Genomic DNA, 23,270 nt, shown 5'->3' with positions numbered 1-23,270 from the left:
CGTTCTTTAATATCTAAAACTATTAATTGCTTCTATAACTATTGCAACTTCTGTATTAGTCATCACTGGGCTTATAGGCAAACTCAAAATTTCATTGTGAATTGAATTAGTTATTGGAAAATTTAATTCATTCATTTCTTTATAGGCTAACTGCTTGTTCGCAGGTATTGGATAATGTATTAAAGTTTCAATTCCATTATTTTTAAGATAGTCTTGCAGTTGATTTCTTTTTGGATGCCGAATCACAAATAAATGCCAAACATGCTCTTTATTGTCTTCAACTTTTAAAGAACTATTGTTTGGAAATGGTAACATAATTTCAGAATTATATATTCCTTTCAAATACGATGCAGCCCTATCTCTTCTTTGCTGATTTTCTATATCAATATACTTCAATTTTACATTTAAAAAAGCAGCTTGAATTTCGTCTAATCTACTATTTAAACCTTGATATTCATTGCTATATTTTTTTTTACTCCCGTAATTACCTAATGCTCTAATAACTTCCGCAAGCTCATGATTATTTGTGGTTACAGCTCCTGCATCGCCTAATGCGCCTAAATTTTTTCCGGGATAAAAGCTAAATCCTGCTGCATCGCCTAATGCTCCAGTTTTCACACCATTATATTCAGCACCAAAAGCTTGAGCATTATCTTCAATTATTTTTAAATTGTGTTTTTTGGCTAAATCTTTAATTGAATCACTCCAACAAACTTGACCATATAGATGCACTATCATTATAGCTTTAGTTCTTTTAGTGATTTTCTTCTCGATTAAATCAATATCGAGATTAAAGGTTAAATTATTGGGTTCTACTAAAACTGGTTTTAATTTATTATCAGTAATGGCTAAAATTGAAGCTATATAAGTATTTGCGGGAACAATAACCTCATCTCCTTCTGACAAAAATCCTAATTCGATATAGCCTTTAAGAATTAATCGAAGCGCATCTAAACCATTTCCTACGCCAATTGCATATGATGAACTTATGTATGCAGCTAAGTTTTTTTCAAATTTTTTTACTTTTTCTCCCATCAAAAACCAGCCAGAATCAATGACTTCCGAAGCAGCTAATTTTAATTCGTCTGAGTAAGTTGCATTTATTTTTTGAAGATCAAGAAATTTAATCAAAATTAAAAACTAAATTAGATATCGTATTTATAGGTGTCATAACAAACTCCTCTTGCACCAAAGCCTTCTTTCTGAAATATTAAATTTTCATTCAAAACAGCACCCATTTGTTCTGTTGATTGCCCGAAATCGAAAAAGTCTTTATGATTGTATTTTTCAATTATTAGATTTTCAAACAGTAAATCTAATGCGCCAACCTCTTTCCCTTTGTCATTTGCTGAAATGTACTGGACATGAACAACATTTTTCATTACAAAAAGTACACAACCTGCAATTACTTTTGAATCCAGCAAACAAGTATAACCAACAATATTATCAGGAAATTTTTTATGCAGAAATGTTATTTCATTTATAGTGTGTACTGGCTTAACTCCATGAGTAGCTATTAAGTTGTCTTCTAAAACGGTCCAAAAGTCTCTAAAATCAGTAGTTTTTATTATTTCTACATTATTTACTTTAGCTTTTTTGGATCCTCTTTTTCGTAATTCTATAAAAGGCAATTTATTGTTTTGATAAATAGTTGATGAAATATTACAAGCTATTTTTTGTGCTTTTAACTTAAATAATACATACAAATCTTCCTGAGTTGGTAACTTGTTATAGATGTATGGAATTGATTTATACACAACTCGTTTTAAACCATTATTCTTTAAAAAAATATTGATAGTATTAAAGTAATTAATTATATCGACAGTTTTAGAATTTACGGATGTAATTACCCCCCCATAAGTTAATCCTTGATGGGAATAAAAAATATCATTGTCAATATTTCCTGGTATTACTGCATCTAAATTGCCTTTTTTGTATATCATCAAAGAAAAATCAACAAACTTATGGGAATGATAATCCATGAAATCTCTGAAAAAAATAAAGGAATCTATTCTTGAATTGGAAACAAAATTGTCCCATTCATTACTTCTTGATGATTCATATTTTATTATTTCAATCATAAATCAAAGAACTTCTTACTATGATTTCCATTCTAAATAATTATTATAATCTCTTATATAATCCTCTTCATTAAAATCATGTGAGGCTAAGACTAAACAGATTGCCCCACTTGAAAAATTCATTTCAGATGCCCAAATTCCTGGAGGAATATGCAACCCTACATCTGGCAAATTTAAAAGTACTTTGTGTTTTGAAATTCCATCGTCTAACAATACTTCGAATGAACCACTTGCTGCAACTAAAAATTGATGGCATTCCTTATGAGCATGAGCTCCTCGAGAATCTCCACCTTGAATGTCATATAAATAAAAAACACGTCTAACAGCAAAAGGAATTTCAATATTATTATTTATTGCCGTAATATGCCCGTTTCTATTCCCAATTTTAGGTAAAACAATCGTGTGACAATCTCTTATTTGTATAGGAATCATTGTGACAATTTTTTAAACAATTCAAACTCCCTAACATAATCTTCTTCAAAGAACTCCTTACTTGATAAATGTAGGCTTAATGAATTTGTAGAGAAATTTTCCATATATCGCCATGTCAATTTGGGTAAGTAAAGCCCATAATAAGACCTATTTAAAGAAAATTTTTCTGTTTTACCTAATAAATTAGTTACAATTACATCAAAACTTCCGCTTAATGCAATTATGATTTCTTCCTGTGATTTATAAGCATGTCCGCCTCTAATCTCTCCTCCTGGTATATCATAAGTCCAAAAAGTTCTTTTTATTTCAAAAGGCACATGCTGAGGATTTTGAATAAAAGTTAAATTCCCTTTAGGGTCTTGAATTTTTGGGAATTGTATAATTCTAGGGGTATTAAAATCATCTTTAAAATCCATTTTTTAAATTTATTGATTGATTTTAATCTCATTTATAAATAAAGTTATTTTTTTAAATATAGTACTATTCATATTGATTGTCATAATACTTTTGATAACTTCCGCTAGTTACATTATTTAGCCATTCAGAATTTTCTAAATACCAATCTATAGTTTGCTCTAATCCTTCTTCAAAAGTTACGGATGGACTCCATCCTAATTCCTTATTTATTTTATTGGCATCGATGGCATATCTCAAATCATGCCCAGGTCTATCTTTAACATACGTTATTAATTTTTCTGAAGTCCCAGAAACTTTTCCTAGTTTTTCATCCATTTTTTGGCATAATAATTTAACCAAATCGATGTTTTGCCATTCATTAAATCCGCCAATATTATATGTTTCGTGATTTATTCCTTCATGAAAAACCAAATCAATAGCAACAGCATGATCTTTTACAAACAACCAATCACGAGTGTATTTTCCGTCACCATATACAGGCAATGGTTTATTTTGGATAATATTGTTAATTAATAATGGAATTAATTTTTCAGGGAAATGATTAGGCCCATAATTATTGGAACAATTTGTAATAACATAAGGTAAGCCATACGTTTCTCCATAAGCCCTAACAAAATGATCTGAACTAGCTTTAGATGCTGAATAAGGAGAATTTGGTGCATAAGGAGTAGTTTCTGTAAACAATCCTGTTGCTCCTAAAGTTCCGTAAACCTCATCGGTACTTACATGATAAAATCGTTTTCCTTCGAAATTATTATTCCATATTTGCTTTGCGGCATTTAATAAATTCATAGTTCCTATTACATTTGTTTTAACAAATGATAGAGGATCAGTAATTGAACGGTCTACATGTGATTCAGCAGCTAAATGGATTACTGCATCGAACTGATGTTTTTGAAAAAGTTCGTTGATGAAATCCTCATTAACGATATCTCCTTTTATAAAAGTATAATTGGGTTCATTCTGAATATCTGCAATATTTTCTAAATTCCCTGCATAAGTAAGAGCGTCAAGATTAAATATTTGATATTGAGGATATTTTTTTACAAATCTTCTTATAACATGAGACCCAATAAATCCGGCTCCCCCGGTGATTATTATTTTTTTCATTGTATGGAATACTTACTAATTAAATTATCTTACTTTTTTAAATGGCTTCGCCCTGTCAGTCACATTTATAACTAACTAGGACTTATAAACGTTACTTTATATTATTGAATTTCTTCTTTTGTTAAAGTAATTAAAAAACCCAACTCTTTAAGAATTAACTGTAAACTATTTTTATTTATATGTTTTACTATACCTTCTTTGCCTTTAAAAGGACCGCTAGGAATATTTAAAATATCACCAGCATTAATTGAAGTAACTTCAACTGAAGACATAACTCCTTTTAAACTTTCTTTTAATATTTCAATTTCTTCATTACGAACTTCCGCAGGCTTTCCTAACCAAAATAAATACCTGACTACTCCAGAAACTTGAAAAACATTTTGCCTTTCTTTATCCTCTAAACAAACAAAAAGGTATGAATTAAAAAGTGGCTTTTGTACTTTCTTTTTTCTATCAGACCATTGTTTTATTTGAGTAACCAAAGGACAATATACAATAATCCCAAGTTTTTCTAAACGCTCTGCTACTTTTTTTTCATTTCGCGGCTTTGTATAAATGACAAACCAAGGCATATTTATTTATTTTTTTAAGTCGCTTCGTAAATTACCAATCCTTTACCATATTGATAATCATTTATATAAAACTTTATTTTCCTTTTTATCCTACTTTCAATTTTTGAAGCTAAATTATAAATGTATTTAGCATCTAATTCTTTACCAATCAGAACAACTTCAATTATTCCACTGTCCTTACCATTTGCATAATCACCAATCACAACAACTTTTTCAATAGTGCCTATTCGTTGCAAAATTAATTCAACAATAGCATCTATACCTATGTGCTGATGAACAATCTTTTGTAAAACAGTAAATAAAGGATGTTTGGCATTAGCTTTATAGATTACTTTATTGTTTATAGCTTCTTTTTCTAAATAACCAGCCTGCAATAAATTATTTAATTCTTTTCTAATGGAGTTTGTAGATTCATTTAGTTCTTCTGCGAGGCCTCTTAAATATCCATCATTAGCAACGTTTATAAAAAACTTTACCAGTATGCGAATTCGAGTTTTTGATGTTATTAAAGTTTCTAGCATGCTTAATATTGAGTAACAAAAGTACTCAATATTTTAAAAATAAACTAATTCAATAAAAAAATCACTTTTTCTTAATATACCTTATTATTTTAAAAACAAAAATTTAATTTTTTAAAATCATTTAGCGTTTTGTTTTTTACTATAATTTACTCATTTGCACCACCTATAGCATTAAATACAAATCCAATAGTAGTCATTTTTTTAGCATCTAAAATATTTCTTCCGTCAAAAACAAATGCAGGTTTTTGCATGTTGTCGTATATTTTTTGCCAATCATACTCTTTAAATTCATCCCATTCTGTTAAAATAGCAATAGCATGTGCTCCTCTACAAACTTCATAAGGATTGTCATAAACAATAACTCCTTTTTTAATATCATCAAGAGATCTTGACTTTAAATAAATTAAATCGTTAATAATTTGTTTTTCTTTTACCCTAGGGTCATAAACTGCAATTTTTGCTTGTTCGTTTAGTAAAAAATCAGAGACATTAATAGCAGCAGATTCTCTAGTATCATTGGTGTCTTTCTTGAATGCCCAACCTAAAAAAGCAATTTTTTTCCCAGAAACAGTATTGTATAATGTTTGTACAATATTGTTAGAAAAACGTCGCTTTTGATGATCATTCATAATAACAACTTGTTCCCAATAATCGGCTACTTTGTTTAAACCATAAGTTTTTGCAATATAAACCAAATTTAAAATGTCTTTTTGAAAACAAGACCCTCCAAAACCAACAGATGCTTTAAGGAATTTTGGCCCAATTCTACTATCCATTCCTATTGCTTTAGACAATTCATTAATATCTGCACCTGTTTTCTCGCATAACTCTGACATAGCATTAATAGAAGAAACACGTTGCGCTAAAAAAGCATTAGCTGTTAATTTTGACAATTCTGAAGACCAGAGATTTGTAGTTAAAATTTTCTCCCTTGGAACCCAATTTGCATAAACTTCGACTAAAGCATCAATTGCTTCTTGACCATTTGTAGCATCTCCCCCAATTAATACTCTATCGGGATTTAATAAATCTTGAACCGCTGTTCCTTCGGCCAAGAACTCTGGATTTGATAGAATTTGGAATTGCACTCCATTTCCTGTATTGTCTAAAATATTTTTTACAGCCTCGGCAGTTCTAACAGGCAAAGTAGATTTTTCTACTACGATTTTATTCTCTTTTGCAACAGCAGCTATTTGTCTTGCACAAAGCTCTATGTATTTTAAATCAGCCGCCATTCCTTTGCCTAAACCGTAAGTTTTAGTAGGCGTATTTACTGATATAAATATCATTTGTGCTTCATCTATTGCTTTCTCGACTTCCGTAGAAAAAAATAAGTTTTTTCCTCTTGCTTCCGCCACTAAGTCACTTAATCCTGGTTCGTAAATAGGAATATTATTTACATCATCATCGTTCCAAGCTGCTATTCTTTCTTCATTTAAATCTACAACGGTAACTTTTATGTGTGGGCATTTTTGAGCTATAATAGCCATCGTTGGTCCACCAACGTATCCTGCACCAATACAACAAATAGAAGTAATTTTCATATATGTTAATTTTATTTTTTTTTGGTCATATATAGTATCGTCTTTTACTTTTAGGTGTTTGTTTTGAACAAACTTATAGCTTGTGGCGATTTCATATCAAACTTATTTTTATTAGCTATTTTATTTATTATAATTTACCATCGGCAAGATTTCCTAAAATACCTTTAACGTCATATAGTACAGAGCTTTCATTCTTAATTAAAGAATAATCTATAAGAGAGAACTCATTGTGAGCCACTCCTAAAATTATAGCATCGTATTTTTTTGACGGAAAAGCATTAGTCGTTATCAAGCCATATTCATGCTTTACTTCTGAAGGATTTGCCCAAGGATCGTATATATCTACAAAAATTCCATATTCTTTTAATGCTGCAATAACATCAACGATTTTAGTGTTTCTTACATCTGGGCAATTTTCTTTAAATGTTATCCCTAGCATTAATAGACTAGCCCCGTTTACAACGACTCCTTTTTTTATCATTAGTTTAACTACTTGAGAAGCAACGTACTCTCCCATACTATCATTGAGTCTTCTTCCTGCTAAAATAATTTCAGGATGATAGCCCATTTCTTGTGCCTTTTGAGCCAAATAATAAGGGTCTACGCCTATACAATGTCCACCAACCAATCCTGGTTTGAATGGAAGAAAATTCCATTTTGTTCCTGCAGCTTCAAGTACATCATGTGTATCTATTCCGAGAATATTAAATATTTTAGATAGTTCATTTACAAAAGCAATATTGATATCTCTTTGTGAATTCTCAATAACTTTTGCAGCCTCGGCAACTTTGATTGTTGGAGCTAAATGCGTACCTGCCGTTATAACTGATTTATACAAATCATTTACTTTTATACCAATTTCAGGAGTTGAACCTGCTGTTACTTTTAATATTTTTTCGACAGTATGTTGCTTGTCTCCTGGATTAATTCTTTCAGGAGAATACCCCGCAAAAAAATCAATATTAAATTCTAAACCACTTACTCTCTCAAGTACTGGTACGCACTCGTCTTCTGTAACACCTGGATAAACTGTAGATTCATATATTACAATATCCCCTTTCTTTAGTACTTTACCAACTGTTTCACTAGATTTATATAAAGGAGTTAAATCAGGTCTGTTATTTTTATCTACTGGAGTTGGAACAGTTACAATATAGTAATTACAATCTTTTATATCTTCTAAATTTGTGGAACATAATAATCCTATGGCATTTTGTGTTGGTTGCTTTAATAAAACAGATTCTAATAAAGATTTATCTATTTCTAAAGTACTATCAATACCTGAATTTAATTCGTCAACCCTAGATTTATTGATATCAAAACCAACAACTGAATATTTTGTTGCAAATAATCGCGCTAATGGCAATCCTACATATCCTAAACCAATTACTGCTATTTTCATTTATAGAGAATTAAAAATATTATTTTTTTAAATTAGACCAATACCATTTTACAGCTTCATCTAAACCTTTTTGCATAGAAAATAATGGTTTATAGTTTAACAACTTTTTTGCTTTGTCAATACTTGCCAAAGAATGAGGGATATCTCCCGCTCTATTTGGTCCATGTATTATTGGTAAACTTGCAATTACTTTATCGTATTTAGAAAGTGATTCTTTTAGATATTTAACTAAATCATTTAATGTTGTTCTATCTCCGTAAGCAGTGTTGTATACGGTATTTATTGCCTCAGGATTTGTTATTTTTATTGCTAATTCATTCATTTGAATGACATTATCGATATAAGTAAAATCTCTGGAAAAATTCCCATCTCCATTAATAACGGGGCTTTCGTGTGCCATTAATTGCATTACAAATTTTGGAATTACTGCTGCATAAGCACCATTAGGATCTTGTTTTCTACCAAAAACATTAAAATAACGTAATCCTATGGTTTCTAAACCATAACTTTTACTGAAAATTTCAGCATACAACTCGTTAACATATTTAGTAATGGCATAAGGAGATAATGGTTTGCCGATATTTTCTTCTACTTTTGGAAGACTTTCAGAATCGCCATAAGTTGAGGAGCTAGCGGCATATATAAACCGTTTCACTTTTGCATCACGAGAAGCTACAAGCATATTTAAAAATCCTGAAACATTTACATCATTTGTGGTGATTGGATCATTAATAGAACGAGGAACCGAGCCTAAAGCCGCTTGATGCAAAACAAAATCTACTCCACCAACAGCTTTGTGGCAATCAGACAAATTTCTGATGTCACCTTCTATCAAAGTGAAGTTTTTATTATTAATGAATGAACTTAAATTGTGTCGATGTCCAGTTGCAAAATTATCCAAACAAACAACTTGATATTCTTTAGACAAAAAATATTCACAAAGGTTAGAACCAATAAAACCTGCTCCTCCAGTAATTAGAATTTTAACTTTTTGATTCATTTTATTTTTATTTGTTTTTAACAAATCTTGATCTTATTTTATTAAAAATGTTTTTGTTTTTATCTTCTTCATGATATCCTTCAGCATAATTTCCGTAACCATAGCCATAACCATAACCATAGCCATAAGCTGTTCCGTATTTTGCTTTATTTTGAAAGCCATTAAATATGATACTAATATTCATTAACTCCCCTCTTTTAAGCCTATTGTTTAATAAAGTAATCATGTCTTTCTTGGTGTAATTCTGTCTCATAATGTACAAAATTACATCTGAATATTCTGCTAACTCAATAGCATCAGACACTAACCCAACTGGCGGAGTATCTAATATAATGTAATCGTATCTTTTCTTTAATAAATCCATGAATTCTCGCATACTGTCACCTATAATTAGCTCAGAAGGATTTGGAGGTATAGGCCCTGAGGTAATTACATCGAGATTAGGAATATGTGTTTTCTGTATTACTTCGTCTATTGATTTCTGTTTAATTAGAAAGTTCACAACTCCTATATCATTTTTGATTTTAAAATCATCAAAAATCCTTGGCTTTCTTAAATCTAAACCTACTATTACTGTTTTCTTTTCACTTAATGCAAAAACGGTGGCTATATTTAAAGAGCAAAATGTTTTTCCCTCACCACTAACTGAAGAGGTAATCATTAATGTTTTTGAGCCCTCAATTTCTTGTTTCTTATATAAAAACTGCAAAGAGGAACGAATTGCTCTAAACGATTCTGATAATGCCGATTTAGGCTTTTCGAAAACAGACAAATTAGAACTTCCATATTTAATTCCGACTACTCCTATTAATGGAATACTTGTTAATTTACTAATATCTTCAGTGTTAAGTATAGAGTTTTCTAGAAAAAAAATAACAAAAATAATTACTAAAGGAATAAGAAGTCCCAAAAATACTGCAAGAACATAGTTTACATTTGTATTTGGCCCTATTTTACCTCCTCCAGTATCTTTTGCAGGATCTACAAAATGTATATCAGACAAATTTGCGGCGGTTGCAATTTCTGCTTCACTTCTTTTTTGTAAAAAAGTATTATAAATATTGTCGCTTAAATCATACTTTCTTACTATTTTAAGGTATTCTTGTTTGTCACTTGGTAATTTTTTAATATTGTTTTCTAATTCTGAAATTTTATTATTTACTAAAGCTAAATCATAAAGAAGTGAACTGTTCGCTGACGCTATATTTTCTAACAAAACATTCTTTAAAGCTTCCATTTGATTGTCAAATTCTTTAAAAATTTTATCGCTTTTAACAGAATAAGCTAATTCGGATCTCTGTGTCGATAATGCTATTAGTTTAGAAACATTTGTTACAATATTTGGATCGTCGATGCCTGCAACTGTTGGAGCAGGAAGTCTAGAATAATCGACACTGCTTTTTAAATATGATTTTAAAGAATTGCAATACGAAATTTTCCTTTGTATTTCATCTTTATTTATATCATATCCAGATAATTTAGCAGAAACTTCAGCACCTCCATCTTCTATCTGAAACATGTTATTGTTTTTATTAAAGGATTTTAGTTCTTCGCTATTATCCTTTAACTGTTTGCCCATTAAAATCAAAGTGCTATCAATAAACTTTATTGTATTAGTTGCAAACTGATTTTTTCTGTCCAATTGCAATTTAATTAACATTTTCACTGTTGCATTTAAATAATCAACCAATCTATTTTTATTTGGTCCTATTAATGAAAGTTGCAAAATTGAAGATGCTTTAGCGTCTACATCAACACTTATACCTTGATATTTGGAAACCACACCATCTAAATCATTAAATCGAACAAAATATTCATTCCCTTTATAAAAGCCTGGATTATCATTAATATCTAATTTCCAATTTATAAAAGGCAACGAAACTTTTTCTCCAACTTTATACTTTTTTATAAATTCTCCTTCAACTACAGAAGTTGTACTTGTACTGTTATCATAATAATGAATAAGAGAGACACTTGGATTTTCAAACTTAATTTTAATTTCATACTCCGATTCACTTAAAAATTTTATGCCAATTAGACTATATGCCAACTGTCCTTTATTTTTTTCAATCATTATATGAAAAGGGATTTCCCCATAAACGTCTTTGTAGTTATATTCTCCTTGTTGCAAATAATCTATGTAAAACTGAAGGTCATTTACAACAATTTCGTTGTGAGATCTTGAACGTAAAGTATTTGAAATAATTTGAACTTGATCTGATGTTCCTCCCCAATTAAAAACCAAACTGGTAGAAGCAGTTAAAAAAGGATTATTCTCTTCTTTTATTGCAATAGAAGTCTCCATTGCATAGATTTTCTCTTTTCTAATATTTACTTGGTGTGCAATTGTTAATGTAATAATTAAACTAATAATAAACCACCTCCAATAACTTGTGATTTTTATTAAAAATCCTTTAAAATCAAAGCTATTTTGGCTTTCTAAAAAAGAGAAATCTTTAGTATCAATCATACTTTAATTAGTTTCTTAACAGCAAAAAAGTTGTTGTTGCTAATGATAGAAGAGTAATTATTGTCCCTAAGGATTGAATTCCAGTAGTTCCTGTTCCCCAAGTTTTTTGTTTAAGTGGCTTAATATAAATATAATCATTGGGTTGAACGTAAAAATATGGCGATTTCATTGCATTTATATCTGTCAAATCAATATCATGCATTTCAGTCCCATAAGGAAATTGCCTAATAACTGTAACCGCTTTTCTATCTCCAGTAATAGTAATATCTCCTGAATTTGCAATAGCTTCTAGTATATTTACTTTGTCTTGATATAATATCTTAGTTCCTGGTATTGCTATTTCTCCGTTAATAGTATATCGTAAACCCGCTAATTTAATAGTTACAAAAATATTGGCTTCTTTATTAAAATATTCCTCTAACAATTTTTTTTCTACTGTTTTCCTAACTTCATCTATTGTATTACCAATAACTGATACTTCTCCTAACACTGGGATACGAATGTTACCGTGATCGTCTACAGTATATCCGTCAAAATACAATCCTACATCAGATTTAGTTGCTATTCCTGACTCTGAAGAATTGAACATAGCAACTAATTTTTGATCTATTGCTTTTATGAATATGCTCACTACATCATTTACCTGTAACCTGTAAGGCTTTGCAACAATTTGATTTACAACAACATTTTCGTTGTCTTTTTTTTGTAAGTATATTAAATTATTTGTTGGCACACATGAAGTACATAAAAATGCAAAAAATACGAGTAAATTTATTAATATTCTGTTCATTTTAAAAAAAAAATTCCAAACAAAGATAGGTTTTCATTTGTAAATACAAAAAGGTATATGTTTAATTTGAACTAATAGTTTTTGAATGCGTTCTCAAATGGAATTCGTTGCAAAATACTTCTGCCCAAAGTTACTTCGTCGGCATATTCTAATTCATCTCCTACAGCTATTCCTCTAGCAATTGTTGATGTAATTATACTGCTTTCTTGTATCTGTTTGTAGATATAAAAATTAGTTGTGTCTCCTTCCATTGTGGAACTTAAAGCAAATATTACTTCTGAAACTGCTCCTGATTTTACTTTTTTAACCAAAGAATTTATATTTAATTGATTTGGTCCAACACCATCAATTGGCGATATTTTTCCTCCTAAAACATGATAAACACCTCTGTATTGTCCTGTATTCTCTATAGCCATAACATCTCTAACATCTTCAACAACACATATGATTTTATGGTCTCTATTTTTGTTAGAACAAATTTCGCAAATTGTAACATCAGAAAGGTTATGACAATTTAAACAAAATTTTATTTCTTCTCGCATCGTTAGTAATGCTTGAGACAAAAAAACGGTTTGCTCTTTTGGTTGTTTTAAAAGATGCAAAACTAATCTCAAGGCTGTTCTTTTTCCTATACCGGGCAATTGAGAAATTTCGTTAACTGCTTTTTCTAATACTTTAGATGAAAATTCCATTTTTAATTTTTAAATTAATACCTATAAATATCAAAGAGTTTTATAGATAGATATACTTACTTACAAACTGTTCTAAAGCATAAATTTTAATTTAAAAATTTAAAAAATTTTGATACCAATGCTTTTTTAAGGATTTATTTCCATAGCCATACCCAAAGCCATTTCCTGCTTTAGGATTCGTATCATTTAGAAGCAAGCACATATTTGGCAATTTTCCCTCTTTACATAATCTGTTTGGTATAGAAAGCATTCTTTTTCCTAAAAAGTTAGCACGAAAAACATAAACAAAGCAATCAGCTTGTTTAGCGATTAAAATAGTGTCAGCAACGACACTAACGGGAGCAGTATCTACAATAATATAATCATATTTCGTTTTTAGATATTCGAAAAAGGAATCTACTTTTTTATTCATAAGTAACTCTGCAGGGTTAGGTGGAATATTACCCGCAGACAAAACATGAAAATCATCGTAGCCTTCTTGTTTTGCTATTAAGTCTTCTAATTTTAAATCTTTAGAGGATAAATAATTAGTAACTCCCTTTTCCTGAATGTTTAAATACTTACCCAATCTTGGACAACGAATATCCATTTCTATTAACAATACTTTATCTCCTGAAAGAGCGAAAGTTGCTGCTAAATTTGCAGAGACAAATGTCTTTCCTTCTTGCGGTATAGTAGAAGTTACAAAAATGGTCTTAGCGCTATTTTCAGCATCTTTGTTGACCATAAAATCTAGATTAGACCTTATAATTCTTAGAGCTTCTGCAGAGCTGGATCGGCTATCTGGCCTCATAATTTCCAAAGGCGAATCTGAAGTTGGTATGTCTCCTATGAAAGGAATATTGGTTTTTCCTTCTAGGTCTAATCTACTCTTAATCTTATTATCTAATAAATCATTAACATAAATAACCGCAAATGGAATAAAAAGTCCTAACAAAAATGCCGCAAAATATATCACATTCTTTTTTGGAGAAACTGGTTCTTTGAGTGCTTTTGCTAAATCTACTACTCGGGCATTAGGTTCAGTTGCCGAAAGCGAAATGGCAGTCTCTTCTCTTTTTTGTAATAAATACAAATAGAGTTCTTCTTTTACTTTTTGTTGCCTTGCAATGACTCTAAACTGTCGTTCCTGAACTGGAATTTTTCCGATTTTAGAATTAAATGAGCCTTCCTTGGCTTTTAAATCTCTTTTCTGTATAGCTAAATTTGTTTGTAAGCGTTTTAAACTAGAAGTAACTGTAGATTTTAAAGATTGTATATCTTGATCCATTTTAACAACTACTGGGTTTAAAGAAGTTGCTGTTTTTAAAATTCGATTTCTGTTTAAAATCAATTCATTATATGAATTTATAAGTTCTGAAGCATCTCTTTCACCAGAAACAATATTTGTAGGAAGTAAATCAGAATTGGTTGAATTTTTCATAAATTCCAACAATGAATAGACTACATTGGATTGAATCTCTGCTTCTAAAATCTTTTTATTATATTCACTAGACCCTTCCAAAAATAACTTTGCATCAGTTTCTATATTGGTAAGCTTGTTTGTTTTCTTAAAAATCTCCACATCTTGTTCAACTCCGTCAAGTTCTTGTGTAATTAATTTTAATCTATTAGCAATAAACTCCGATGTCTTTTCTGAAATTAAATTCTTATCTGAAACAGCATTTTCATTATAAATTTGTATCAAATTATTCAGAAAAATTTCTGCCCTTTCAATTACGGGGTCGGTTATTGAAACAGAAACAACACTGCTAGTTTTGCTTAATGATGTTACCTCTATTCGGTTTTTAAAACTATCTACTACATCATCAATGGGTGAAACTACTATTGTAATTGCAGCTCCATCATTGTTTTTTTTATTTTTTTCTCGAATAAATCTATTTATTATCAAATCTCCATTCTCAGTATGAATTATTTCGCCATATAAAAATTCTTTCTTATTAGATAATATTGTGCTTGTATCATTATAATCTAAATTGCTTTCTAATTGAAACTTTCCGTTTTTGAGGTCAATAAAATTAAAAATCATTTTACTCTCGTAAAACTTATTTTTTCTGTTAATAAAATTTAATTTAATAGGAGCTTTTTTATAAGTTTCAATGTCGTTTATCTTTCCTTGAATAAACATACTAATATTCAAATCTAACATTTTAACAGTACTTTCAACTAATGTTCTAGACTTTAAAATCTCAATTTCATTATCAACATTACTTTTAAGTCCTCCTACTAAACCGATGTCGGCAAATGCAGAAAGTTCGGATAGCATACCTCCTTTTTTTTCATCTTTTACCAATATTGTAGTAGAAGCTCGGTATTCAGGAGTAGCATATCTTAAATGTAAAAAAGCTGCAATTAAAAAAGATATAATTCCTACAAAAAACCATTTCCAATGAACTATATATTTACTTAAAATGTCTTTTAAATAAAACTCTTCTTCTTTTTCTGTATTCGATTTAGATTTATTTTTCGACATTTAATCTTTTATTTTGTAGAGGTAATGATTAGTGTAATTAATGTAATTAATAACGATGTTATAGAAATAATCACACCCGTATTTGGACCAACTGCTGCTCCGTTTATTTTATTTTTATTTGGCTCCACATAAATTACATCATTCTGAGCCAAATAATAAAAAGGAGAGTTAATAAAATCTGCTTTAGTAATATCTACTCTATTGTACGATTTTACCCCATCTATTTCACGTATCAATAAAATATTATTTCTCTTTCCATAAATAGTTAAATCTTTAGCCATCGTTAAGGCTTCAATTAATGTGATTCGTTCTGAAATTACTTGATAAGTTCCTGGTAAATTTACTTCTCCTTGAACAGAAAATTTAAAATTAGTTATACGTAGATTAATTATAGGCTTTGAGATGTATTTTGAAATTTTTTCTTGAAACATTTTTAACACTTCGCTTCTGGTATATCCACTAACTTTAAGTTTACCTAAAACTGGAAACTCTATAGTGCCACTTGCATCTACTAAATAAAGTTGTAATGACTGTTGTCCGACAACAAGATCAAGTTGTTTTGTGTTTGTAACATTGTATGTTTTTAAATTAAAAGGTATGGCAGATTCGGATTCTTCGGCAGAAACAATTATCATTAACAAATCGTCTGGTTGAATTTTTATTTCAAATGAGTTAGTGTTTTGCTTAGAAGGCAATGAATCTATGTTCTGATAATAAACTATTTTCTCTCTTGAAGAACATGATAAAAGAAAAATTGTAAAAAAGAAAGGCACTATTTTCTTTAATAGTAAAGAATTACTCATAATTGTTTTTTTTAACACTGCAAATATAATTAATATAGATGTACAAAATTTTAGAAATAAATTTTAGAAACCGTTTTCTCACACTAAAATAATAGGGGTCATAATTTTATGATAAGACTTTCATATTCTTTTCAAGTATTTATAGTCATTTAAATTACTAATAAGCATTATCATCAACCCTAAAAACATTAAATATAGTTCTATAAATTATTTTTAAATCTAATAAAAAATTCCAATTTTCAATGTACCAAATATCATAATCTACTCGGTCTTTCATTTCAATCAACTCCTTAGTCTCACCACGAAAACCATTTACTTGTGCCCATCCAGTAATTCCAGGTTTTGCATAATGACGTACAAGATAGTTGCTGATAAGCTCTGAATATTGTTCTGTGTGTTTCAACATATGTGGTCTAGGCCCTACTACTGACATATCTCCTGTTAAAACATTTATAAACTGTGGCAATTCGTCTAAATTTGTTCTACGCATGAAAGCTCCAATTTTTGTAACTCGAATATCTCCTTGGGTTGCTTGTAGCTCATCTGCAAACTTATTAGTATACATTGTTCTAAATTTAATACAGTTGAACTCTTTGTTATCTCTTCCTGAACGCACTTGTTTAAAAAAAACGGGTCCTGAAGAATCTAATTTTATGAGTAACATTAGTATTGGAAATAACCAAGGGAAAATTAATACAATAACCAGAAAAGAGAAACAAACATCAAAAACTTTCTTTTCTAGGCGATTAATTGTGAGTTCTAATGGTTCTTTTCGTAACATTAGAACAGGAGTATTTTCATAAAAACTAATTTCCACTTTTCTTGATTTAGTATATAACTGAAAATCGGGAATAAATTTAATACGAATCATGTTTCTCTCACAAAGGGCTGTAAGTTTATTAATAATTTTAATATTGTCGATATGTAATGCAATATACATTTCATCTATTTTATGATTCACAATAAATTCTGGAATATCATCAAAACCGCCTAAAAGTGGTGTTGAAATAAATGAAAAAGGATCAACATGATCATCAAAAAACCCTAATACTCGGTATCCATATGATAAATCTTTTGATAATAGTTTATTAATATGTTCTCCTGTGTCATTAGCTCCTACTATTATCACATTTCTAAAATTATATCCTTTTGCACGAACATATTTTAAAATTTTCATGAATAATACCCTAGAAACAAATAGAAAAATGAAAAAAATTATATAAAAAACAAACAATCTTAAACGCGAAATTCGATAAAATTTCAAACCAATCACAAAAGCTGAAATTGTTACTGCATGAATTAAAACTAATCTAATAGTTCTGATTAAAATAGATTCTATTCTTTCTATTCTAATTATTCTGTAGGCATTTTTATATAACAATAAAAATACCCAAAGCAGATTTGATAATAATGAAATAATTTCTACTTCCTTTAAATTTATGTCTTTAATACTCCCATTCCTTATAATAAAAGAAAAAAGTATAGCGCTATTTAATAGTACTAAATCCCAAAGTAGGAAGCACATTTTAAAGTAGCGATAAAAACGATAGGTAGCAAGATTTTGTAATAGAGACATATAAAATTAAATCTATTTGATTTTTTTTTAAAAGTACAATTTCATTATTTATAAATTAAAAATAATAATTTTATTTAGCTAATTTTATTTTTTCTTTCAAAATTAATTTTATAAAAACTGGTCCAAAGTATAAATACCTCTTCCACATGCGTTTTGGCTCTTTTATCAAACGAATAAACCATTCTAGACTTAATTTTATCCAAAAGGGATGAGGACGAACAATTGTTTCTGCATAGAAATCAAAAACAGCTCCAATAGAACACACTATTTTAACATTTAATTCTTCTTTGTTTAGGTGAGACCATTTTTCTTGTTTAGGTGCAGTCATCCCAATAAATAGAACATCTGGTCGAAATGCATTTATAGCAGCAATCATTTGTTTGTCTTCAGATTTTGAAAAACTGGCTTGAAATGGTGGCGAAAAAGTCTCAACTTGGATATTTGGAAACTCATTTGCTAATCGCTGCCTAATTTTTTTCAAAGTATTTTCAGCAGAGCCTAAATAAAAACATTTGCCTTTTTTCTTATTCAATTCAGACAACAGAAATAGATGCACATCTGATCCAGCAATCTTCTCAATTTTATTACCTGTTATAAACTTTACTGCTTTAACAATTGCCATGCCATCCGGAAGTAATATATCTGATTGAGTAAGTGACTTTTTAAATTCATAATCATTTTCAGCAATGCAAAGAGAATATTGATTGATTGTATTTATACTTATTTTATGTTCAGAATAAATCTGATTGAGTTGACCACTAAAAATAGAATAGTCTAATAAATTGATAGAGTTAACTGCATTATTCTTCATTTTTCTATAGCCTGTTTAATGATATCACATAAATTGTTTTCAAATTTCTCTAAAGTAAATAATTCACTATATCTCATTTTACCAGCTTGCCCCATTTCTTTGATTAATTTTGGATTATTAATTAAAACTTCTATCTTTTCTGCTAATGCTAGACTATCTTTTTTTGGAACTAAAAATCCTGTATTACCATCTTGAACCACATCAGGAATTCCGCCTTCTGAACATGAGATAACTGGCAAACTATGCTGCATTGCCTCTAGTAAGACCAAACCAAAAGTTTCATTATGGTAAAAAGTTGGAAAAACAAAAACATCTGCCTCATTAAAAAATTGAAGTTTTTCTTCATCGTATTTCTTACCATGGGCAAATACATATTGATTTAAATCCAATTCTGAAACATATTCATCGAAGATTTCTTTAGTAATATCTGACCAAGCTCCAACAAAATTACATTCAAATGACACTTTCCTGCTTTTTAAAATATTACATGCTTCTAAAAGTACAAAGACTCCTTTTTCTATCATCATATTAGATAAAAATAATATAGAAAAAGGCTTAACCTCTATATCATTTTTCAATATTGGCAATGACAAATCTATTTTAGGTATACCATTATGACAATAAAAAACATCGTTATTATTAACATATTTTTGAATGTCGTAATACAAATATTTTGATATTAAAATACTCATTGTTTTTCGAAATGTTATTTTATACAAAATATGATTAAAAAATTTATTTTGTTTTTCAAAAAACCCCTTATTGTGAAAATGATAAATTATTTTTACACGATATAATTTTAGAAGAATAACGATTAAAAAATCCTTATAAAATCCAAGCCCGTTTGTTGAAAGTGTCATATAACATAAATCAAACTTGTTACTTGATACTGATTTAATAACTTTATTAAGTAAATACAATAAGCTTCCTATTTTACCTTTTCCATTTTGACCTATATCATTAAGTGTTTTTGATGTAGATAAATTTATAAAATTTGTATCAAATTGATTATTTATTATTTTACTTTCTTGTATATACTTTCCAACCATTGCAGCACCATGAATTGGTGGAGGAAGATGTAATAAAAATAATATTCGTTTCAATGTTAGTTACTAATAAGATTTACTGATTTTCAAACTTATAAATTTGTTTTTATATCTATTAAATTTTTTACTCTTATTATTTTAGCTTTTTCGCTAAAATAATCTCTATAACATTCAACTACCTTCTTTGATTCTTCAATCAATATTGATTTGTCATTTAATATTTTAAATAATATACTTTTAATTTTTTCTTTATCTAAGTTAAAATCTTCTAACTCAAATCCAAAACCTATTCCTTTGTCTAGATAAACATTATGAGCCCCAGTTTTAGTGGCAAGAAAAGGCAAGCCATAACTAATTGCTTCTAATAAAGAGGCTGATCCCGAATCGTGTAGCGAAGTTGAAACAAAAAGAGATGCATTCCTTAGAACATTTAACATATCTTCTCTCTGTTTAAATCTCTTGAAATGGATAATATTAACATTGTCGATAAAAGGTTTTATTTTACTATAATATGGTCCATCACCTACAATGATAAGTTTATAATCAGTATTGTTTTTAGCAATATATTCACTAAAAGCCTCAACAAAAAGATGAGTCATCTTCCAATCAATAAGTCTATTGGCAATTATAATATTTTTTTCAGGAGTACTATTTACAAAATTCTTATCCTTATCAAAAACCATTAGTTCTAATTCTACTTTGTGCTTATAAAAGCTTGGAATCATTCTAGCACTATCTGGAGAGGAACAAATAATTTTTATTGATTTTGCACATCCTAAATAAAACAAAGGATTGATATATATTGAGTTGCGAATAATAATTCTAAATATTTCTTTAACAGCATCTCTCTTTTTTAGTGCTGATAGATAACTTAAAGGGAAAAATTCTCCACCTCCTAAAGGTCCCCAAATAAATTTAAAAGGCAATAAAAAAAATATTGGTGGGTAATAAAGAGGTGTAAATGTTAGTTGATGGATTACACAACCTTTATATTTACGAATGTTAAAAAGTAAATGAAGAAAAACTAAGAATTGCCAAATAAAGTAATATATCCTAATACCTAAAAATTTTTTAATGACCAGGATTCTACTTGGTAAATCAATTCCTAATGAAAAAAGATTAGTATTGTTTACAACTGTTGAAACATTATTGTTTTTTCTAGTAATTAATAGAATTTTTTCGTCTTTACAAATTGTAGCTATTGCCTTGCTCCAGTAGTACCCCACGCCAGGCTCAGAACCGCTATCTTCGCAGGCATAAGCAATTATTATTCTATTGTATTTTTGAACTTTATTTGGATTCAAATCTTCTGCTAAACTTAATTTGCTTTTTAAATCTTTATAATCCTCTTCTATAATTTTATAGACACGTTTAACAGTTAATTTCCACGAATAATTTACACTCTCTTCATAACATTTTTGAGACTTTAAAGCAATTTCATTAGTGTTCTTTGTAAGATTTAACAATCTATTCGACATTTCCTCAACTACTTCATTATAACTTTTTTTATTTACATTTATAATCCATCCAATTTCATCATTATTAAAAAATCCCGCACCGCCTAAATTAAAACTCATCACAGGTAGCCCATTACTAATTGCCTCTAGTAATACCATTCCGCCGCTGTCATGTAAACTAGAAAATAAAAATAAATCATTGCTCTGATACAATTCTTTAAGTTCTTCTTGAGGTAACCAATTAATCCATTTAATATTTTCCTCAAGATTTAGTTTTTTTTCTTTATTTTTTAAAAACTTTTTAAAACCTCCTTTCCCAACAATAGTAAATGAAAAATCAATTCCTTGACATTTAAGAAGATACAAAGCATCAAAAACAATTTGCAACCCTTTTAAATAAATGAAATTACCAACATATAAAATCTTTAACTTTCCGGTTTTTGCCTCTTTTTTTAATTTATTGATTTCATTAGTTACACCAATAGCAGGAAGAGAGTGAATTTTACTTTTAAATGAATCCGGCAAATATGACGCAGACTCTGTTGTAGTTGTAAAAATTTTTCTAGAATGATTAAAGATTGAATAAGAAATAGGATTCCATTTTATAATAGAATTCAATACTTTTCGTAATTTTTCTTTCAATAAATCTATAAGAGGAAGCCCTTTTAGAAGTACATCAGGGCAGGATTCTCCTCCACCTAATGGTCCATAATAAAATGGTATCCCTAAGAAACATAGAAAACTATATTTCCTAATAGCAACAAAAGTAATATGATGAATAATATCAGGTTTTAATATATGTAGTCTCTTTTTGACTTTAAAATATATACCTATTTGCCATAATAAATAATATAAATGAACACCGATTATTTTTTTTATGAAAATTATACTATCAGGAAAATCAAAGAAAATATATTGAATGTTTTCATTCTTATAATTATAATTTTCAATAACTTCTTTATTATTTTTTCTAGTAATAACAATAACCTTATGTCCGCGTTCAGCGATTTGCACAAGCCAATTCCATCCTACTCCTGGCTCTGAACCTCTATTTGGTTCACATGCATATGCAGACAAAAGTACTCTCATAATTCTAAATTTGGCAAGTCTTCCTGCAATTGAAGATATTTTTTAATTAATTGAGAATCATTAAGTTTTTTGTTTTCAGATTCAATTTTACTATTTATAAAAATACTCAAATAATCGATCCAATTATCTACTTGAAAGTGACTAAAAAAAATTTTAATCCAAATAACATTGTCTTCTAAAATACTTCGATTTGATTTATTAGGATTTAGAAGAAAAGGGGGTTGAAAAATAAAAGTAAATAAATCATATCCAAGTATGTTTTCACCTGCTAGTTCCCAATCTATTAACAAAACTTTATTATGTTCTAAATATAAAAGATTCCAGGGACAACAATCGCCATGGTTAAAACTTTTAATATAGGTTTCATTTGAATTCAATTTATAGGACGCAATACTCAAAATGTATTTAGATATACATTCATTTATAGCAGTTGATTTTACTTTTGGAGCAGCAATATAATCTGTTTCCATAAATAGAAATTCATCCTTTTTATAGTAGTTTATTATGTGTGGTGCATTAAATTTTCCTTCTAATTCTTTTAAAATAGAATATTCATTCTTTATCAACTCAATTCCTCTATTTGTATTGCCAATCTTAAAGAAGGTTGTTTTATCAAGATTAGCATGCATTATTAATGTTATTTTTTGATCGGGACCTTTGGTTCCTCTTTTTATTTGAAATTTTGCATCATTTGAATCTAATAATCTAAGTATTGTTTGAATGGAAGATGGTAGATTACTTTGTGAACAAGTAAAAAATGATTGGAAAAAATTGGAATTCAATAGTAGCTTCCAAAATATTTTAGTTATTAAAGTAAATGGAGAATAAAAAAAATAAATTCGCTTATTCTTTTGCATCAATTTTAAAGAAAAAAAATATTCCTTTCTTCTAGGAGGAAAATATACAAACTTATTATATATCACTATTTAAAATGATTTATTAAATAATTATTAATTGCTTTTTATAGATTAAAATCTATATCTT

At 28.8% G+C, this 23,270-nt stretch carries 20 protein-coding genes; all 20 read right to left on the bottom strand.

Features of this window, described 5'->3' with window-relative positions; all coding sequences use genetic code 11:
- Nucleotides 1-6 precede the first annotated feature (6 nt).
- The gene (locus tag F6464_RS09805; RefSeq protein ID WP_191963353.1) at nucleotides 7-1,131 is read right to left on the bottom strand and encodes a DegT/DnrJ/EryC1/StrS family aminotransferase; all 1,125 of its coding nucleotides are present in this window, start codon (nucleotides 1,129-1,131) and stop codon (nucleotides 7-9) included.
- 14 nt (nucleotides 1,132-1,145) lie between these two features.
- Nucleotides 1,146-2,081 carry a GNAT family N-acetyltransferase gene (locus F6464_RS09800; RefSeq protein ID WP_151107626.1) on the bottom strand — a complete coding sequence of 312 codons (936 nt, stop codon included), beginning with the start codon at nucleotides 2,079-2,081 and terminating at the stop codon, nucleotides 1,146-1,148.
- Nucleotides 2,082-2,099: 18 nt separating this feature from the next.
- Complete coding sequence (locus tag F6464_RS09795; RefSeq protein ID WP_151107625.1) at nucleotides 2,100-2,513, bottom strand: sugar 3,4-ketoisomerase; 414 nt, start codon at nucleotides 2,511-2,513, stop codon at nucleotides 2,100-2,102.
- Nucleotides 2,510-2,929, bottom strand: coding sequence for a sugar 3,4-ketoisomerase (locus tag F6464_RS09790; protein ID WP_151107624.1), 420 nt, complete (start codon nucleotides 2,927-2,929; stop codon nucleotides 2,510-2,512). The genes F6464_RS09795 and F6464_RS09790 overlap by 4 nt, the downstream gene beginning before the upstream one ends.
- 64 nt (nucleotides 2,930-2,993) lie before the next feature.
- Nucleotides 2,994-4,040 carry a dTDP-glucose 4,6-dehydratase gene (gene rfbB / locus F6464_RS09785; RefSeq protein WP_151107623.1) on the bottom strand — a complete coding sequence of 349 codons (1,047 nt, stop codon included), beginning with the start codon at nucleotides 4,038-4,040 and terminating at the stop codon, nucleotides 2,994-2,996.
- Nucleotides 4,041-4,141: 101 nt separating this feature from the next.
- A complete protein-coding gene (locus F6464_RS09780) occupies nucleotides 4,142-4,612 on the bottom strand; it encodes a UpxY family transcription antiterminator (protein ID WP_151107622.1) in 471 nt (156 codons plus the stop codon).
- Nucleotides 4,613-4,626: 14 nt separating this feature from the next.
- The gene (locus F6464_RS09775) at nucleotides 4,627-5,133 is read right to left on the bottom strand and encodes a helix-turn-helix domain-containing protein (RefSeq protein ID WP_151107621.1); all 507 of its coding nucleotides are present in this window, start codon (nucleotides 5,131-5,133) and stop codon (nucleotides 4,627-4,629) included.
- 146 nt (nucleotides 5,134-5,279) lie between these two features.
- Entirely contained in the window at nucleotides 5,280-6,677 is a 1,398-nt protein-coding gene (locus F6464_RS09770; RefSeq protein ID WP_151107620.1) for a UDP-glucose 6-dehydrogenase, read from the bottom strand.
- Nucleotides 6,678-6,804: 127 nt separating this feature from the next.
- Nucleotides 6,805-8,079 (bottom strand): nucleotide sugar dehydrogenase, encoded by a 1,275-nt coding sequence (locus F6464_RS09765; protein WP_151107619.1) that lies wholly within the window; start codon nucleotides 8,077-8,079, stop codon nucleotides 6,805-6,807.
- A 19-nt stretch (nucleotides 8,080-8,098) separates the two neighbouring features.
- Nucleotides 8,099-9,079: an SDR family oxidoreductase gene (locus tag F6464_RS09760; protein ID WP_151107618.1), complete on the bottom strand. Its 981-nt coding sequence runs from the start codon at nucleotides 9,077-9,079 to the stop codon at nucleotides 8,099-8,101.
- Between the two features lie 7 nt (nucleotides 9,080-9,086).
- On the bottom strand, nucleotides 9,087-11,549 hold the full coding sequence (locus F6464_RS09755; protein ID WP_151107617.1) for an exopolysaccharide transport family protein: 2,463 nt from the start codon (nucleotides 11,547-11,549) through the stop codon (nucleotides 9,087-9,089).
- Nucleotides 11,550-11,556: 7 nt separating this feature from the next.
- Nucleotides 11,557-12,339, bottom strand: coding sequence for a polysaccharide biosynthesis/export family protein (locus tag F6464_RS09750; protein WP_151107616.1), 783 nt, complete (start codon nucleotides 12,337-12,339; stop codon nucleotides 11,557-11,559).
- 71 nt (nucleotides 12,340-12,410) lie between these two features.
- Nucleotides 12,411-13,031 (bottom strand): recombination mediator RecR, encoded by a 621-nt coding sequence (recR, locus tag F6464_RS09745; RefSeq protein WP_151107615.1) that lies wholly within the window; start codon nucleotides 13,029-13,031, stop codon nucleotides 12,411-12,413.
- 91 nt (nucleotides 13,032-13,122) lie between these two features.
- A complete protein-coding gene (locus tag F6464_RS09740; protein WP_151107614.1) occupies nucleotides 13,123-15,504 on the bottom strand; it encodes a GumC family protein in 2,382 nt (793 codons plus the stop codon).
- A gap of 8 nt (nucleotides 15,505-15,512) precedes the next feature.
- On the bottom strand, nucleotides 15,513-16,307 hold the full coding sequence (locus F6464_RS09735; RefSeq protein WP_151107613.1) for a polysaccharide biosynthesis/export family protein: 795 nt from the start codon (nucleotides 16,305-16,307) through the stop codon (nucleotides 15,513-15,515).
- A 157-nt stretch (nucleotides 16,308-16,464) separates the two neighbouring features.
- Nucleotides 16,465-17,832, bottom strand: coding sequence for an undecaprenyl-phosphate glucose phosphotransferase (locus tag F6464_RS09730; RefSeq protein ID WP_225318060.1), 1,368 nt, complete (start codon nucleotides 17,830-17,832; stop codon nucleotides 16,465-16,467).
- Between the two features lie 121 nt (nucleotides 17,833-17,953).
- Nucleotides 17,954-18,694, bottom strand: coding sequence for a WecB/TagA/CpsF family glycosyltransferase (locus F6464_RS09725; RefSeq protein WP_151107611.1), 741 nt, complete (start codon nucleotides 18,692-18,694; stop codon nucleotides 17,954-17,956).
- The gene (locus F6464_RS09720; protein WP_225318059.1) at nucleotides 18,691-19,797 is read right to left on the bottom strand and encodes a glycosyltransferase family 4 protein; all 1,107 of its coding nucleotides are present in this window, start codon (nucleotides 19,795-19,797) and stop codon (nucleotides 18,691-18,693) included. Before F6464_RS09720 ends, F6464_RS09725 begins: the two co-directional genes overlap by 4 nt.
- Before the next feature lie 35 nt (nucleotides 19,798-19,832).
- Entirely contained in the window at nucleotides 19,833-22,286 is a 2,454-nt protein-coding gene (locus tag F6464_RS09715; protein ID WP_151107610.1) for a glycosyltransferase family 4 protein, read from the bottom strand.
- On the bottom strand, nucleotides 22,283-23,143 hold the full coding sequence (locus F6464_RS09710) for a phosphotransferase (RefSeq protein WP_151107609.1): 861 nt from the start codon (nucleotides 23,141-23,143) through the stop codon (nucleotides 22,283-22,285). The genes F6464_RS09715 and F6464_RS09710 overlap by 4 nt, the downstream gene beginning before the upstream one ends.
- Between the last annotated feature and the right edge of the window lie 127 nt (nucleotides 23,144-23,270).

The organism is Flavobacterium luteum (genome assembly GCF_008806775.1).
Lineage (GTDB): Bacteria > Bacteroidota > Bacteroidia > Flavobacteriales > Flavobacteriaceae > Flavobacterium > Flavobacterium luteum.
Note: the sequence above shows the minus strand (reverse complement) of the source record. Positions and strands in the feature narration are given on the sequence as shown.